At 68.1% G+C, this 13218-nt stretch carries 13 protein-coding genes and 2 pseudogenes; 5 read left to right on the forward strand and 10 right to left on the reverse strand.

Annotated elements, in window-relative coordinates:
• A pseudogene (locus ABZW30_RS44635) lies at positions 1-171 on the forward strand (IS30 family transposase); the annotation flags it as partial.
• A 40-nt stretch (positions 172-211) separates the two neighbouring features.
• The gene (locus ABZW30_RS44640; RefSeq protein ID WP_355677078.1) at positions 212-508 is read left to right on the forward strand and encodes an IS3 family transposase; all 297 of its coding nucleotides are present in this window, start codon (positions 212-214) and stop codon (positions 506-508) included.
• On the opposite strand, the gene ABZW30_RS44645 is transcribed toward ABZW30_RS44640, so the two are convergent.
• The 6 genes from ABZW30_RS44645 to ABZW30_RS44670 all read right to left on the reverse strand — a co-directional run bounded on the left by ABZW30_RS44645 (position 487) and on the right by ABZW30_RS44670 (position 7582).
• Positions 487-930, reverse strand: coding sequence for a hypothetical protein (locus tag ABZW30_RS44645; protein ID WP_355677066.1), 444 nt, complete (start codon positions 928-930; stop codon positions 487-489). The genes ABZW30_RS44640 and ABZW30_RS44645 overlap by 22 nt on opposite strands.
• A 559-nt stretch (positions 931-1489) precedes the next feature.
• Entirely contained in the window at positions 1490-2821 is a 1332-nt protein-coding gene (locus ABZW30_RS44650; protein ID WP_355677067.1) for a nucleotidyl transferase AbiEii/AbiGii toxin family protein, read from the reverse strand.
• A gap of 158 nt (positions 2822-2979) precedes the next feature.
• Positions 2980-3531, reverse strand: a complete 552-nt coding sequence (locus ABZW30_RS44655; RefSeq protein ID WP_355677068.1) for a SecY-interacting protein Syd — start codon at positions 3529-3531, stop codon at positions 2980-2982.
• 205 nt (positions 3532-3736) lie between these two features.
• Positions 3737-5176, reverse strand: a complete 1440-nt coding sequence (locus tag ABZW30_RS44660) for a hypothetical protein (RefSeq protein WP_355677069.1) — start codon at positions 5174-5176, stop codon at positions 3737-3739.
• A 133-nt stretch (positions 5177-5309) separates the two neighbouring features.
• On the reverse strand, positions 5310-6302 hold the full coding sequence (locus tag ABZW30_RS44665) for an RNA ligase family protein (protein ID WP_355677070.1): 993 nt from the start codon (positions 6300-6302) through the stop codon (positions 5310-5312).
• Positions 6303-6691: 389 nt separating this feature from the next.
• Positions 6692-7582, reverse strand: coding sequence for a hypothetical protein (locus ABZW30_RS44670; protein WP_355677071.1), 891 nt, complete (start codon positions 7580-7582; stop codon positions 6692-6694).
• Positions 7583-8172: 590 nt separating this feature from the next.
• Between ABZW30_RS44670 and ABZW30_RS44675 the strand changes: the two are divergent.
• A pseudogene (locus ABZW30_RS44675) lies at positions 8173-8643 on the forward strand (transposase); the annotation flags it as partial.
• Here ABZW30_RS44675 and ABZW30_RS44680 read toward each other — a convergent pair.
• The gene (locus tag ABZW30_RS44680) at positions 8640-9344 is read right to left on the reverse strand and encodes a hypothetical protein (protein WP_355677072.1); all 705 of its coding nucleotides are present in this window, start codon (positions 9342-9344) and stop codon (positions 8640-8642) included. The pseudogene ABZW30_RS44675 and the gene ABZW30_RS44680 overlap by 4 nt on opposite strands.
• 214 nt (positions 9345-9558) lie before the next feature.
• Between ABZW30_RS44680 and ABZW30_RS44685 the strand changes: the two genes are divergently transcribed.
• Together ABZW30_RS44685 and ABZW30_RS44690 are read left to right on the forward strand one after the other, a co-directional pair.
• Positions 9559-10023, forward strand: coding sequence for a hypothetical protein (locus tag ABZW30_RS44685; RefSeq protein WP_355677073.1), 465 nt, complete (start codon positions 9559-9561; stop codon positions 10021-10023).
• Positions 10024-10109: 86 nt separating this feature from the next.
• Positions 10110-10943, forward strand: a complete 834-nt coding sequence (locus tag ABZW30_RS44690) for a transposase family protein (protein WP_355677074.1) — start codon at positions 10110-10112, stop codon at positions 10941-10943.
• A 49-nt stretch (positions 10944-10992) separates the two neighbouring features.
• Here the strand turns inward: ABZW30_RS44690 and ABZW30_RS44695 are convergent, their stop codons facing one another.
• The 3 genes from ABZW30_RS44695 to ABZW30_RS44705 form a co-directional block, all read right to left on the reverse strand.
• Complete coding sequence (locus tag ABZW30_RS44695) at positions 10993-11619, reverse strand: DUF2235 domain-containing protein (protein WP_355677075.1); 627 nt, start codon at positions 11617-11619, stop codon at positions 10993-10995.
• 4 nt (positions 11620-11623) lie between these two features.
• The gene (locus ABZW30_RS44700) at positions 11624-12331 is read right to left on the reverse strand and encodes a DUF2235 domain-containing protein (RefSeq protein ID WP_355677076.1); all 708 of its coding nucleotides are present in this window, start codon (positions 12329-12331) and stop codon (positions 11624-11626) included.
• Between the two features lie 182 nt (positions 12332-12513).
• A complete protein-coding gene (locus tag ABZW30_RS44705) occupies positions 12514-12717 on the reverse strand; it encodes a hypothetical protein (RefSeq protein WP_355677077.1) in 204 nt (67 codons plus the stop codon).
• Between the last annotated feature and the right edge of the window lie 501 nt (positions 12718-13218).

Below are 13218 nucleotides of genomic sequence, written 5' to 3' on the forward strand. Positions count from 1 at the left end.
TACTTCCCGAAGGGCACCGACCTGTCCCGATGGGCTGCGGAGGATATCGAAGCGGTTGCCGCCACGCTCAACAGCAGACCCCGCAAGAGCCTCGGCTGGAAGACACCCGCCGAAGCCCTCAACGAGCACCTACTATCACTACAGAAAGCCGGTGTTGCGTCCACAGGTTGAATCCTGTCAGTACACATCCATCAAGCTCACGACACGCCTGGTGCGGGCTGGAGTTGAGGCGTCGATGGGGTCCGTGGGGGATTCGTATGACAACGCCCTGGCGGAGAACCTGTGGACGCTGATCAAGTCCGAGTGCGTGCGGGGCCGGACGTTCGCCACCCGGGCCGAGGCGAACCAGGCGCTGTTCGAGTACATCGACGGGTTCTACAACACCACCCGCATCCAGAAGCGTCTCGGCTGGCTCAGCCCGATCGAGTACGAGGAGAAGCACTACGCCGAACAGGCATCGACCGAACGAACGAACCTGAACACCTATCAACCCATCGTAACCTGCTGATCAGTACCTCCCACCCACCGGGGGAGGCTCATCTCCTCGAGGAATCCGAGGCTGACCAGGCGTTTGAGTCTCGCGCGGGTGCCTTCGACGTGCTTGGGCATCACGGGCAGGTCCAGCGCGAGGCAGAGGTCGCGGGCGCGCAGCGGTCGGCGTTCGTGCTCGAACACGTCCATGATCTGCTGGTAGGCCACGCCGTCCGGCAGCACCGGGGCCGGCAGCTGCGCGAGGTCGAGGTCGGCGACCATCGCGCGGACGGTCCTGGCCGTGGTCGCCAGCGCATTGCGTTCAGCCTGCGCCTCGCGCAGCCGCGCGGCGAGTTCGCCGACCTGCTCGTCCAGTTGGCGTTCGCGCTGCTCGATTCCATCAGGAGTTGCTGGATGACGGCGTGGGTCATTATGCGTCCCGCCATCGGGCGGGCGCACCGGCTAGGCTGCGCAGTATCCGCCCTGCCGAGGCCCAGGCCGGCGGGAGGGAGCAGGTTCTCCAATGACCCCGGCGCTCGAGGGCGGGAATCTGTCGGCGGCCTCGACCAGTTTCGTGACCTCCTCCACTCGGACTCGCAGCCAGGCGTATCCGTTTGCCTGGGCGAGCACGGCAAGGGGTGTGCAAGCGGTCATCGCACAGTGCCGCATCAGTTCCGGATACTCGTCCAGTCCGTTCAGCGCCGCGAGAGCAGGCGCGAACAACGCCCAGAACGGGACGCGTCCGTCGGCGAGGAAGGGACCGCGTATCCTGACCAGCCGCTCCTCGCCGGGCAGCGGCAGTGATTCGGATCTGGCGAACGGCTCACTCGCTCCCAACGGCAGGCCGGGGAGAGGGTTGCGTCCGCCCACTCCACACCGCTGTGCCGGCCAGCGTGGCCCAGCGCGGCGCAGGGCTCTGTGACCAGGCGGGTCGGGCGAAGTCCGCGCACCCCGGGCACGGCACGGAGAGGGTGATCGACATGTCGGCATGATGGCGGTCCCGGCACAGGAGGTCCAGTCAGAGAGCTGCCGCCGGCTCCCCGAGGACGACGGCGAAGCGTTCGGCCGCGGCGCGCAGTTCGCTGGTTCGGAAGTCCGAGTGGCCGCGGTGGGTGTGCACTGCCTGGTGAGCCTTGGCAAGGTCGCAGCCGAGCAGCTCGCGGGTGGTGACCAGGATGTTCTCCATGGTCATGCCCCGGCCCGCGAGGAGTAGTTGCACCCGCTGCATCCCGTTCTCCGCCAGCACCGGCCGCATCGACTCGACGAGCGGGCCGAGCCACGCGGCCCGCCGGGTGTAGTCGTCGTGGCCGCCGAACGTACCCTCCAGCAGATCCCCAAGCGCGCTGTGGAAGTCGTCGCCGCAGGGCACAAGATCCGGGTAGTCCTTGTGGAACTCCTCCCAGTCGACGTCTAGTTCGGCGATGTGTCCGGGCATGAGAGGACAGCCGGCCCAGCCTTTGTACGTCCGGACGAACACCTCTCGCAGCAGCTCGTACGGCACCTGTACGGTGCGGGCGAGCAGGACGGCGTCGTACAGGTCGTGCCCCTGCGGGCGGGCGTCCGTGACCAGCCAGAGGATCTTCCACGCCAACGAGAGTGCCGGGGTCGCGGTGGCCAACGGCCCGGTGACGTCGGGCAGCGGGCCGCACTGAGGCCCGCCGACCAACCGGGCTGCGACGAACCGGTCGTCGTCGAGCGTGCGGTTGTCGAGGAGCCGCTCGCCGAAGGCGAAGTCGAGTCGGACCGTACCGCCCGGGACGCCCGGCGCCGTCCACGGCAGCACCAAGCGGCGGCCGGGCAGCCGGGTGTTGTCCATCCAGAGGTCGTCGGTGACCGCCCCCTCGGCCAGTATCCGTACGGGTCCGGACAGCCGCTCCGCTGCCGCGGCGAGGTCGTCGAGCATGCGCACGGTGCAGGCGTCGTTCGTCCAACGGGTGGCAGGCCGCACGACGAACTCGAGTTCGTGGGGCTCCCGCGCATCCTCCCCGTGCCAGGCCCGCAGCGGGACCACGCCGCGCAGGACCAGATGCTGCGCCCAGTCGGACTGCGCGACCGCGTTCAGCACGGTGTCGAGCGCCTCACGGCGCGCGGCCCGCCAGCACTCGGCCGTCTCCGGGTCCGCGAAGGACGGCTCGCTGGGGCGCATCGCGGGCGAGTAGTGTGCCAACGCCGGATCGAAGACCGGCTGTTGGGCGACCCCGCGGTCCTCGATCAGGTGCATGCTGAGGGGCAGCCAGGCCCGCTCCGGGCTGTCCTCCTCCGGCAGCCGGTTCGGCAACCGGACGCCGCTCCACTCGCGCGGGATACGGTCCCACTCGGTGACGGTCCAGTCGATCGGACGGCCGGTCATCGTGAACTCTCCTCGTCGTGTGGCTGCGTGGTGTCGGCCTACCGCTCGATGCCGCGGGCGGCAGGCTCTCATCCGACGTCATCGCTGGCGCCGCGGAGCCGCTCGGTGGGGGAGGGCGCGAGGACACCTACACGACATACAGAAGATCGTTCCGCCGGTCACAGGTCCGCCAGGAACTGCGCGAGCGACGGCGCGACCTTCCGGCCACCCCGGTGGCCGATCTCCTGGAGCAGGATGCTGCCGGTGGCATTGTCGAGCACGAAGAACAGGTCGCCATGGGTGGCGGCGACCGGGAAGGTGATGTCGCCGCCGAACTCCGCCGCCTGGCGGCGCGCATGTTCGGCCAGACCGTGCAGGGTTCGCTGGAGCTCGTCCTCGTTCCATACGGTGCAGAGCGACACCGTCTCCCCGGAGTGCTCCAACCCGTCCAACGGGCCGCACCAGAAGCTGCCGTAGAGGGCCGGCACATCCGGATGCAGCGTCGCGCCGATCCCGGTGAGTGCGCTCTCGAGCTCGGTGAAGTCCGGGGCCGGCTCCATCGGGACGGGCTCCCACCGGATCATGCCCTCGGGGGTGGGCTCTCCCAGCTGGCACGGAGACTTCCAGTCCGGGTCGTATTCCACAACGTTCAAGCCGGCTTCATCCAGGCCGGGCCAGAGGTCGTCGAAAAGCAGGACCCCGAGCCTGGTCCGCGTGTCGTTCTCAGTCAAGTGAACCCCTGTCAACGTGCTGTTCCTACGCTGCCCGTGAACGCTACCCGGCAGGTGCGACAGCGACTTCGTGGCCCAGCGGGGGCTGCTGAAGCCAACTTCAGCGCCTGGACAGGCCCGCAGCCGCGCTGAGGACGCGCCATCCTCCGACTGCGCAACCGTCTGCCTGCGGCGACTGCACAGCCGCTCGCTTCGTCAGGAGTTCTCAGCCGACCAGCCGCTTGCGCCAGTCCACTGGCGTCACTTCGATCGCGCGTCCCGCATTGCCGTTCCACTCGACCGGCAGCCCGACCTGCTCCAAGGCGGCGACGACCCGCTGTCCCACGGATGCCGTGGTCTGCTCCGAGTCGTCGAAGCCGCCGTAGTACAGCGTCAGTCCTTGCCCGGCCGCGGCCCTGTCCGTGCCCTGGTGGTGGAAGTAGACGAACCCGCGGGTGTCGGGGGAGGCTTCGGCGCCGATCTCGGCGTGGCCGCACGAGCTGCAGCACATGAAGTCCTCCCGCGCCACGATCTCTTCCGCCTCCAGCGCGGAAAGCGCCCTGGTGAGCCGCTCCGGGTCGGTCTCCCCCCGCCACGTCTCCTGCTCCTGGACGCGCTCGCGCCACATCCGGTCCACCAGCGCCTCCGCCTGCTCACGCGCGGCCGGCCTGCGGTACTCGAGCGCCAGATGGTCCCGGGCGATCTCGACCAGCCGGGCGCGCGTCGCGTAGCCGCGTACGATCGCCGACCGGACCTGCGCTAGCAGGTCTTCGCGCTCCTGCCCGGAGAGCCTGGACAGTTCGGGCTCGACCGGCGGGTCCAGCAGATCGTCGTGATTGGGGAGGGTGGCGATCACGTCGACTCCTAGGTAGACGCGGCGGCCCGTTGGGAAGGGGATGTCGAGGCCCGCCTCCCTGAAGACGTCGAAGAGCTTCTGCTCGCTGTAGAGCCTTGCCAGCTCCTCGCCGTCCTCCACGCCGACCAATGCGTGCAGCCGGGGATCGGCATCAACGGGCAGACTCCGCAGCGCCTGCCGGATCGCATGCCCCCGCGCGATGGTGAAGCGCCGAGGCGTACAGAGCGCGTCCGTCGTCAGGCCAGGCAGCCCCGCGGTCTCGATGATCTGGACAGTCTCGAAGAGGGGACGCACCACGCGTTCTGCGGCCTCCAGCTCCAGGGCGCACAAGTCGGCGAGGCGGACGGCCGCAGCTTCCACCGCCCGGCTGAAGCCCACCGACACCAGGATGCCGGCGAGGTCGGGCGGTCCGTCGGTGAAAGCGCTGCCCGCCTCCACCCGGGTGCCGGGCGGAACACACAACACCCTTCCGTGATGGCGATCGAAGAGCCACCCCTCGTGTTCCCCGCGCTCGCAGTAGGCGGCACCGCCGGGTATCAGCCGCCATTTCCTGTCCGTCGGCCGGAAATTCGCCGGGCCCGGCTCCTGAGTGAGCTCGATGCCGGAGTCGGTGTGACGGACGTACCCCGATTCGAGGGCGATCAAGCCCGGTCGTCCGGACGGCCTGGCGAGCAGGATGTCGGCCACTGCCTCGGTGTTCTCTGCTTCGGCCAGGGCTTGCACGAGCCGCTGGGCGTCCGGCGCTGACACGCCGGCGTCGGTCAGGACGCGCTCGAGGTCGGGCAGGGGGTCATAGTCGTGGGCAGCCATGGCGGCATCGTAGGGAGGCACTCTGACATTCCCTTCAGCACTCCACCAGTGCCGTCACTCGCGCCCGGCGGCGAGTCCACTGACCGCACCAGCGCCCCCGGCGCAAGCACCTACGGCGGGGGCGCTGCCCGTTCTACAGCCGCCGGGCGGCACGGTCGTCTGCGTCGTGCCGCGCCAGAGCCCGCGCCGCCGGCGCAAGCGCCTCGCGGCACGGCTGCGCGTACTCGCCCAGGCCGCCCACGGCGGCATGCAGGTCCGCCAGCGCATCAGCGACGATCTCCTCCGCCACGGCGTCCAACGGAACGCCGGGGCCGAGCTTGCTCACCGCGCCGGCCGCTCGTGCGGGGGCGAGCAGCGCGACCGCTTCCGCCAACAGCCACGCGGGCAGCCCGGCCGCACCGTCCGGCGGTGGCGCATACGGCCGGGAACCGTCGTACCGGGAGTCCTCCGCGAAGCGGTCGATCTTCGCTTTGGCCTGCGGGCGCGCCTCGCCGCGCCACTCATCCGCGACCGCGACCACGATCCCCTCCGCGCGGTTGTCGGGAATCGGCGGCAGGCCCAGCAGCGCCGGAACCAGCGTGCTGCCGCCCGGGGCCACGGCCTGGACGCGGTGCAGCGGCCCGACGGCGAGCAACGGAACGCACAGCAGCCCGGCGCGCGCGGCGGCGTCGCGCATCGGCTCCTGGCCGATCCAGACCCGACCTCCGGCAGCGTCCACCGCCGTGTCGAACATCAGCAACTCCAGCCGAGGCGAGTACCAGACGCCGGTCTGCACGGGCTCATAGCCGGGCAGCGCGGGCACGTCAGGGTGCGGGTAATGGCCACCGGCCAGCTCCCCGAACACCGTCACCTCGGCGTCGGGGCCGTAGTGCTCACGCAGCAGCGCAGCGTACCGCCGGACCCCGACACTGAGCTGTGGCCAGATCCGGGAGAGGCCGAAGAAGCCGTCCAACTCGGCGCTGCCCAATCGACGCTTGCGGTTGGCGGCCAGCACATTCCCGTCAGGGCGGCAGCTCACGGCGACGTGAGCGCCGTGCGCCTTCTCGGTGACCGCCCAGGCTTGGGCGCGATAAGAAGAGAGGCCCTGACGCTCAGGGATCTTCGGGTACGGGCGGTACGGGTCCATCCCCGCATCGTGCCCGAACCCGCGACGGCGCGGTACCGGATAACCGCTGACGCGCCGCCAGACCCCCGCTTGCGCCGACCGAACCCAAGTCCCTTGTCGAGTCGTGGTCCTGCGCATCGAGCGGTGCCCCGGTACCCCAGCGGGGGACCTGGCGGGCCGGGACCGCACCCGCCGCGGCCGGCCCGCCGCGTCAGTAGAAGTGCTGTGACCGCATAGGTTCGCCGGGTTGGTGGTGGCGGTGCCTGAACCGGTTAGAAGCCGTTTTCGTACCGATCGCGGGACTTGCTGATCGATCAGGAGTCCTTTTCGGGTCATCGGCGAACGGTCGCCGGGCCACCGGCGACGACGTGAGGTGCTTGGCCCGCGGGCGCTCGACGCGGGTGAAGGTGTCAGCGGTGATACGTCAGCGCGGCGACATACGGACCAACGCCGGCCAGCAGCCGGCCGCCTGGCGCCATCGCCAGGGCTCCCACCGCCAGGGGGAAGACCAGATCCCGGCCGATCTGCTCCCGGGTGGCCACGTCCCATACCCGGACCAGGTTCGCCCCACCGGCGGTGGCGACCACGGTCCGGCCGTCGACCGACCCGACCGCCATCTCCAATACCTGGTCGTGCTGGACGGCCAGCGGCTCGCCCAGCTGCGTGCGGGCCGTCAGGTCCCAGACTCGGACCGTGTCGTCGTCGCTGCCGGTGACGGCGACGGGCCGGCCGTCCAACAGCGTCGTCGCCACGGTGTTCACCGCGCCGTCGTGACCGAGGAGGGGCTCGCAGACGTGTTCGCGGGCGGCCAGGTCCCAGAGCGCCACCCTAGCCCCGTCGCCGCCGGTCACGGCGAGGGTACGGCCCTCCAGCACGACCGTCGCCACCGCCAACGCCTCTGCGTCGTAATGTCGGAGGGACGCACCGAGCTGCCGGGGCACGGCCGGCTCCCACAGCTGCAGCGGCTCCCCGTCGCCGGCGGTCACGGCGATCGTGTGCCCGTCCAGCACCCCGATCGCCACTGCGTTGATGCAGCCGTGCCGGCTGACGAGGGGCTCGGCCAGCGGCTCACGAGTGGTCAGGTCCCAGACCCGTACCTGCCCGTCGCCACCGCCCGTGACAGCCAGGGAGCGGCCGTCCACCACCGCCACCGCCAGCGCCCACACCCCGCTGTGGTGACCCGCGAGCGGCTGGCTCACGAGCTCCCCGGTGGCAAGATCCCGCACCCGCACCAGCTCGTCGGCACCGGCCGTGAGGGCCAGGGAGCGGCCGTCCACCACCGCCACTGCTATCGCCGTCACCCCGCAGACAGGGACACCGGGGGGAGGCGGAGGGCGGTGGTCGCCCAAGGACCCGCTGTCCCACTCGACCTGCCACTGCCCGGTCGCTCTCTCCCCCACCGGCTGAACCTCCTCGCCGATCGACCTACCGAGAGCTCACTATCGCACACGAGTACGGGGCTGAAGGGGGCATCTGGGGAGCGTAGTTGTGTGACGCATCGGCGGCGACCACCTGCCGCCCCGACCGGCGCGAGACCCGGTCGGAGAGGGCCGAGGCCGGGGCGGCGATCGAACGGGAGTCTCGATCGGGTGAGTGCGGCGGCCGCCGCGCATGAAAGCAGGGCCTCTTGGTAGCTCAAAGGGTGTCTACGCCAACGAGCATTCCAGGAGGCCCTGTTGACGCAGTTCTACGGCATCAGGTGGACGCGGTCCACTTCTGCCACCCTTGCGTGCGACTGTCTGGCTCACCGGTTCGGGAACGCCGGCGACCACGGGATGCGCGAGCGCCGCTACCCGACCGACATGTCGGACGCGGAGTGTGGGCGGTGATGCGGCCGCTGCCAGTGCCGAGCTGGCTGCGGGGCCGGGGCGGGCAGCCGGAGGCGTACACGCTGTGGGGCGTCAACCGGCGCCGCAAGGGCACCGCGAGAACCCTGGCCGCGCTCAGGTCGATCCGGGCCGCCCGCCCGGACGGCGCCGCGGTCTACGTGATCCTGGACAACCTCTCCACCCACAACGGCAAGAAGATCCGCCGCTGGGCGAAGAGCAACAACGTCCACCTCTGCTTCACCCCGACCAACGCGTCCTGGGCGAACCCGATCGAAGCGCACTTCGGACCGCTGCGGCAGTTCACGCTCGCGAACTCCAACCACCCGAACCACACCGTCCAGACCCGCGCACTGCATTCCTGCCTACGCTGGCGCAACGCCAACGCCCGCCACCCCGATGTCCTGGCCGCTCAACGCCGCGAGCGCGCCCGCATCCGCAGCGAGAAGGGCCTGCGCTGGGGCGGCCGATGCAATTCGCCTGCCCGTCCGACCTGGTCGGATGGGCTTGCTTGTCAGCCAGCGCCGAGGGGTTAGTTCTGGTTCACCGGCCAGACGGCAGCCGGGTCGCAGTGGGCCGGGCAGGCCAGCAGGTAGACCTCGTTGCCGAGGAAGAGTCCGTAGCTGCCGCGGAAGCTGTGAGGCTGCTCGGGTTGGCCGGGGTAGACGGCGAATTCCGTGTTCTCCGGGATCTGGCAGATGTACACCAGGTCTGCACCACAGGCGCACTGGTACTGCTCGGGCTCCTGGCACCAGAAGGGTGCACCGCCCACCTTGAACGTCAGGGCGCCGTGCCCCTCCTCGTCGGGGGTATCGGTGAACGGACGCAGTGTCAGCGGCAGGGCGCGCACGGAGGGTTCGGCCTCCGCAGGCTGTGTCGCGCGGCGCTGGAGGAGGATGCGCCAGAACGGGCGCGGGTAGGTCGGTTGCGGAGCGTCCCAGTACTGGGGAACGAGTTGGTCGCCGGACACCGGGGGGTCGGATGCTTCGTTGTGGGCACGGCAGTGGAAGACCAGGAGGTGATCCCCGCCGAAAGGCCCCACATCCGCGGGGATGTCGAGCTGGAAGTACAGGGCCAGACGCTCGCCGCAGAAGCACTCAGGCCATGGTTGGTCGTCGTCGAGGAAAGGCCAGCCGCCCACCGAGTTCCGCGCCGGCTGGTCCAGCGGCTCGGTCCCGACCTCGATCTCGTAGGTAGGTATCACTGTCTGTATCTGTTCCACGGCGCGTTCGATCATCCTTCACTCTAGGGCTGTCCAATGAGGATTGTTCATCCTGAAAACTGCAGGTCGCGGGGGCTGGTGTGGGCTGGCGGTGGGGTTGCCCGGGCTGGTCGGGGGTGTGATCGCTAGCAGGAGATCGTTTGCCGTGCGGTCACTTCGTCCGAATCCAGGCGCCGGGTCGGTGTGGCCTCCTACTCTCCCCAGGAGGGCCGGACAGGAGGAGCCGCAGGTGGTGGACGTGTTGACGTGGGTGATGCAGCGGCGGCTGGTGTTGGCCGACCGCGCCGAGCGGCTGCGCAAGGAACTCGCCGAACTCGACGTCGAAGTCGCACGGCTGGAGGCGGCAGAGGTGGTGTTCGGGCAGTTCGCCGACGCCCAGCGGGTCGGCCAGGCGGATGATGCCGCTATGGCCGAGGAGCTGGAGCGGGTCACGACGGCTCCCGGAGCGGGCGGGATGCTGCTGGTCCCGCACCACGAAGAAGGCATGGACACCGGCGTGCTGCCTGCCGACTACCAGGAGATCCTCAAGGTCGTCGCGGGAGCGCAGGACGCGGTCAAGGCGGGGGACGTGGCAGTGGCGCTCGGCAAGGGAGTGCAGCCGGCACAGGTCGAACCGCTGCGCGGCCAGCTGCGGCGCCTGGCGGATCGGGGCTGGCTGCGACGGACCCCGGCAGGGCGCTACACGGCCCGGTGAACGGTTAGCGCCAGCGTCTCACCGGTCGCGCCGCGTGGCCTGATCATCCCGTAACTCGGTGACCCCAGGCAGGTGTTGGGGATTCCATGCGAAAGAACACCAGCCCTGCCGCGGGCCCTGAAGAGCTTGTCTACCAGTGCCGTCTGCCGCTGTCGAGCGCCACCGTGAACATGGTTGCCGACCTGATCCGCAGCCACCTGAAGAAGATCCGCTCGCGCTGGCGCAAGCTGGGTCCCGGGAGGATCGCCGTCATCGTGCTCGCCGTGCTGCGGCACGACCAGCGGCTCTGCGATATGGCCGGCGGCAACGACGTGTCCGCCTCCACCGTGCGCCGCTGGCTGCTGGAAGTGATCGATCTCCTCGCCGCCCGCGCCCCCAGACTGGACCGTGCCCTGAAAAGGATCACCCGAAAGGGTGGCGTCGTGGTGCTGCTGGACGGCACGCTGGTACGCACCCGCAGACGGACCGGGGACGAGAACCGGCTCAACTACAGTGGGAAGCACAAGGTCCACGGCCTGCTGTTCCTCGCCCTGACCGACGAGAAGGGCAACCTCATCTGGATCTCGGCGGCGAAGCCGGGGCGCTCCAGCGAGATCACTACCGCACGCCACAACAAGATCTGCGCCAAGCTTCGCGAAGCTGGCCTCGGCGCACTGGCCGACCTGGGCTTCGTCGGCCTGGACGATGATCCTGACGACCCCGTGATCGTCACTGGCCGCAGGGCCAGCCGGGGCCGTCCGCTGACCGATGCCCAGAAGGAGGCGAACCGGCTGGTCAGCCGCGAGCGCGCGGCCAACGAGCACGGCTTCGCCGACCTGAAGAACTGGCGGATCCTCACCAAGGTCCGCATGAACGCGAAGCATGCCACCGCAGTGCTGCGCGCGCTGCTCGTCTTGACGAACGCCGAGGTCACCCGCTGACGGATGATCATTAATTTGGACGATACTTAATGAAGTCCTGGCATTGAAGTTAACCAAGGCGTGGCAAAGGCTTCGTGTGGCGGATTTCGATATTTCCAGAGATTGAGTGGGATCTCGCTGCGGTCGCGTGCAAGTAGACCTTACCCCCTCTTGTAAGCCCATTTGGGTCTCGCTGCCCGTCACTTCCCCTTGCCCACTTCTTAATGGGCCATTGCTTCGAGTTGTCGATCTCCTTGCGTGGGAGTTGCTCAACTACCCTCCAGGCAGCACGCTGCGCACGCTGCGATTTATAGACTTGAGGCGGGTCAACCGGGTCGGCCTCCCCAAACAGATCCCTTTCCTTACCATTCAGTCGAACTCCTCCATCGACGTTCACGGCTTCGCTCAGCATCCATCGCAAGGCGATTCTCGTAGTGATATCCACGCTGCCGCCACCACCACCTACGTCGGTGTGACATTCGGAAAACCACACCTCATCGATGTCTTGCTCCTTGTAGAGCGGGCGGTCGTCCTTGAGTCGAGTCATTGCACCTTGACTGTCCAGGTCGAGCCAACCCCATGTGGTCGGCTTGAACCATGCTCGGCACTCATTCAGTGCAAGCGCATGGCGAACGTTTCTCACGATGGGATTGTGGCGAAGGTGCGGCAGCGCGATCGGGTCTAGCCCCAATGCCACTGACTTAACGGCGATCGCGAGCCGCTGACCTGTGGCGATGCTTCGGGCGGAGGGCCGTGGCAGAACGCAAAGTCACCGGCATTGGGTCTAGCCCGCCATACGATTTCACCGTATCCCAAATCCCGAGGAAATGAATCGAACATGGGCGCTGCATGCCACGGAACTCCTTTGTCGCCGCCTTATCCTCATCCTCGCCGATCGGCGTGTATAGCCTCCAGGCGCACTCGAAGCGCGCATCGAAATCAGTACACGACAGGCGCGGTAGACCACATCGGTATAGCAATCCAGCCAGGGCGCGGACGGCGAAGGATCCGCGACTGAAGCCGAACAAGAAGACGCGGTCGTCGGGACCTTCATACAGACTCCATAATTCTCTATACATCTCCCGAACGGCCTCCTTGAGGCCATAGCCAAATAGGAGCCCGCGTCCGCGGTCGATCACCGCCCTGGGTGGAAAGTTTGAATCGTGCGGTACGGGGAGGATCCTCAGGGCTTCTTGATCGGGCAGTGTTTTCCGATATTCATCGATGTCGCACCTGCGGCCCGAAGTCGCACCCAGCCCCTGACCGTACACCGCCACTTGCGACTCATGGTCATCGAGGGCAAGATACTGGATCGTGCGAGTCACGTTTGTCGCATGATAGTCAAATGTATTTCCGGTACCATCGGAGCAGATGATGATTTTCCGGCCCAAATCACATCCTCCATTCAATGCTGCAGTCGAACACAGATCACTGCCGAGCGAATCGAAAGCTTTAACTTGCCGATTTTATCGCAATTTCCCGCACCTGCTCGAATGTGCGCGAGAGCGTGTCACGCATTGGGCTGACCCGATGCCGCCGTCCAGGCGGGCAGGGACGTTGCAAAGTCCGGTGATCGTGTCGGTGTGCAGGGTCAGACACCCCGTGCCGTTTGGTCAAGCGGCACGGGGGTGGCGTGGTGCGACCAGGCGATCGCTTCGCCGTAGAGGGTGCGGGTTTTGAGGCATCCGTGGAGGATTCCGACGAGGTTGTAGCCAATCTCGCGGGCGCGCTGCCTGTCGTAGTAGCTGCGGGCGCCGAGCGAGGCCCGCAGGGCGGAGAACGCCTGGGTCAGCAACGCGTCGGCGAGCCGGTTGCTGGGACGAAGCGGGCTTGGACGGTGCGGCTCTTGCCGAGAATCCTCACCAAGGACCGCGTAAACACCAAGCACGCCACCGCCCTGCTGCGGGTACTCCTGGTGCTGACGAAAGCCGAGATCCCCCGCTGACGGATGATCACCTGCTAGCGATCACGCCCCCGACCGGCCCGAGCACCCCACTCCCGACCCATGCCAGCCCCCGTGACCTGCAACTTCAGGTTGAAAAACGCTCACTGGTGAGCACGTCGGTCCGCCGATCCTGTGGCGGGTCCTGGCTCCTTCGAGTTGAACGTCTCGCAACATCCAACCGGCAGGCGACCCACCAACGCCAACCCGGTGAACGGTCGCGGTCAGAGCACTAGCGTCGCTGGTGCTTGGAGGGCCTGGATGCTCCTATAGACGTCAAGCCGCAGGAGCGAGGTCGGTTTGAGTGATCTGTGCGGTTGGTGTGCTGGTCAGGGCGCGGTAGACCTCGCGGGC

The sequence above is a fragment of the Kitasatospora sp. NPDC004669 genome, from assembly GCF_040609455.1.
Taxonomy (GTDB): domain Bacteria; phylum Actinomycetota; class Actinomycetes; order Streptomycetales; family Streptomycetaceae; genus Kitasatospora.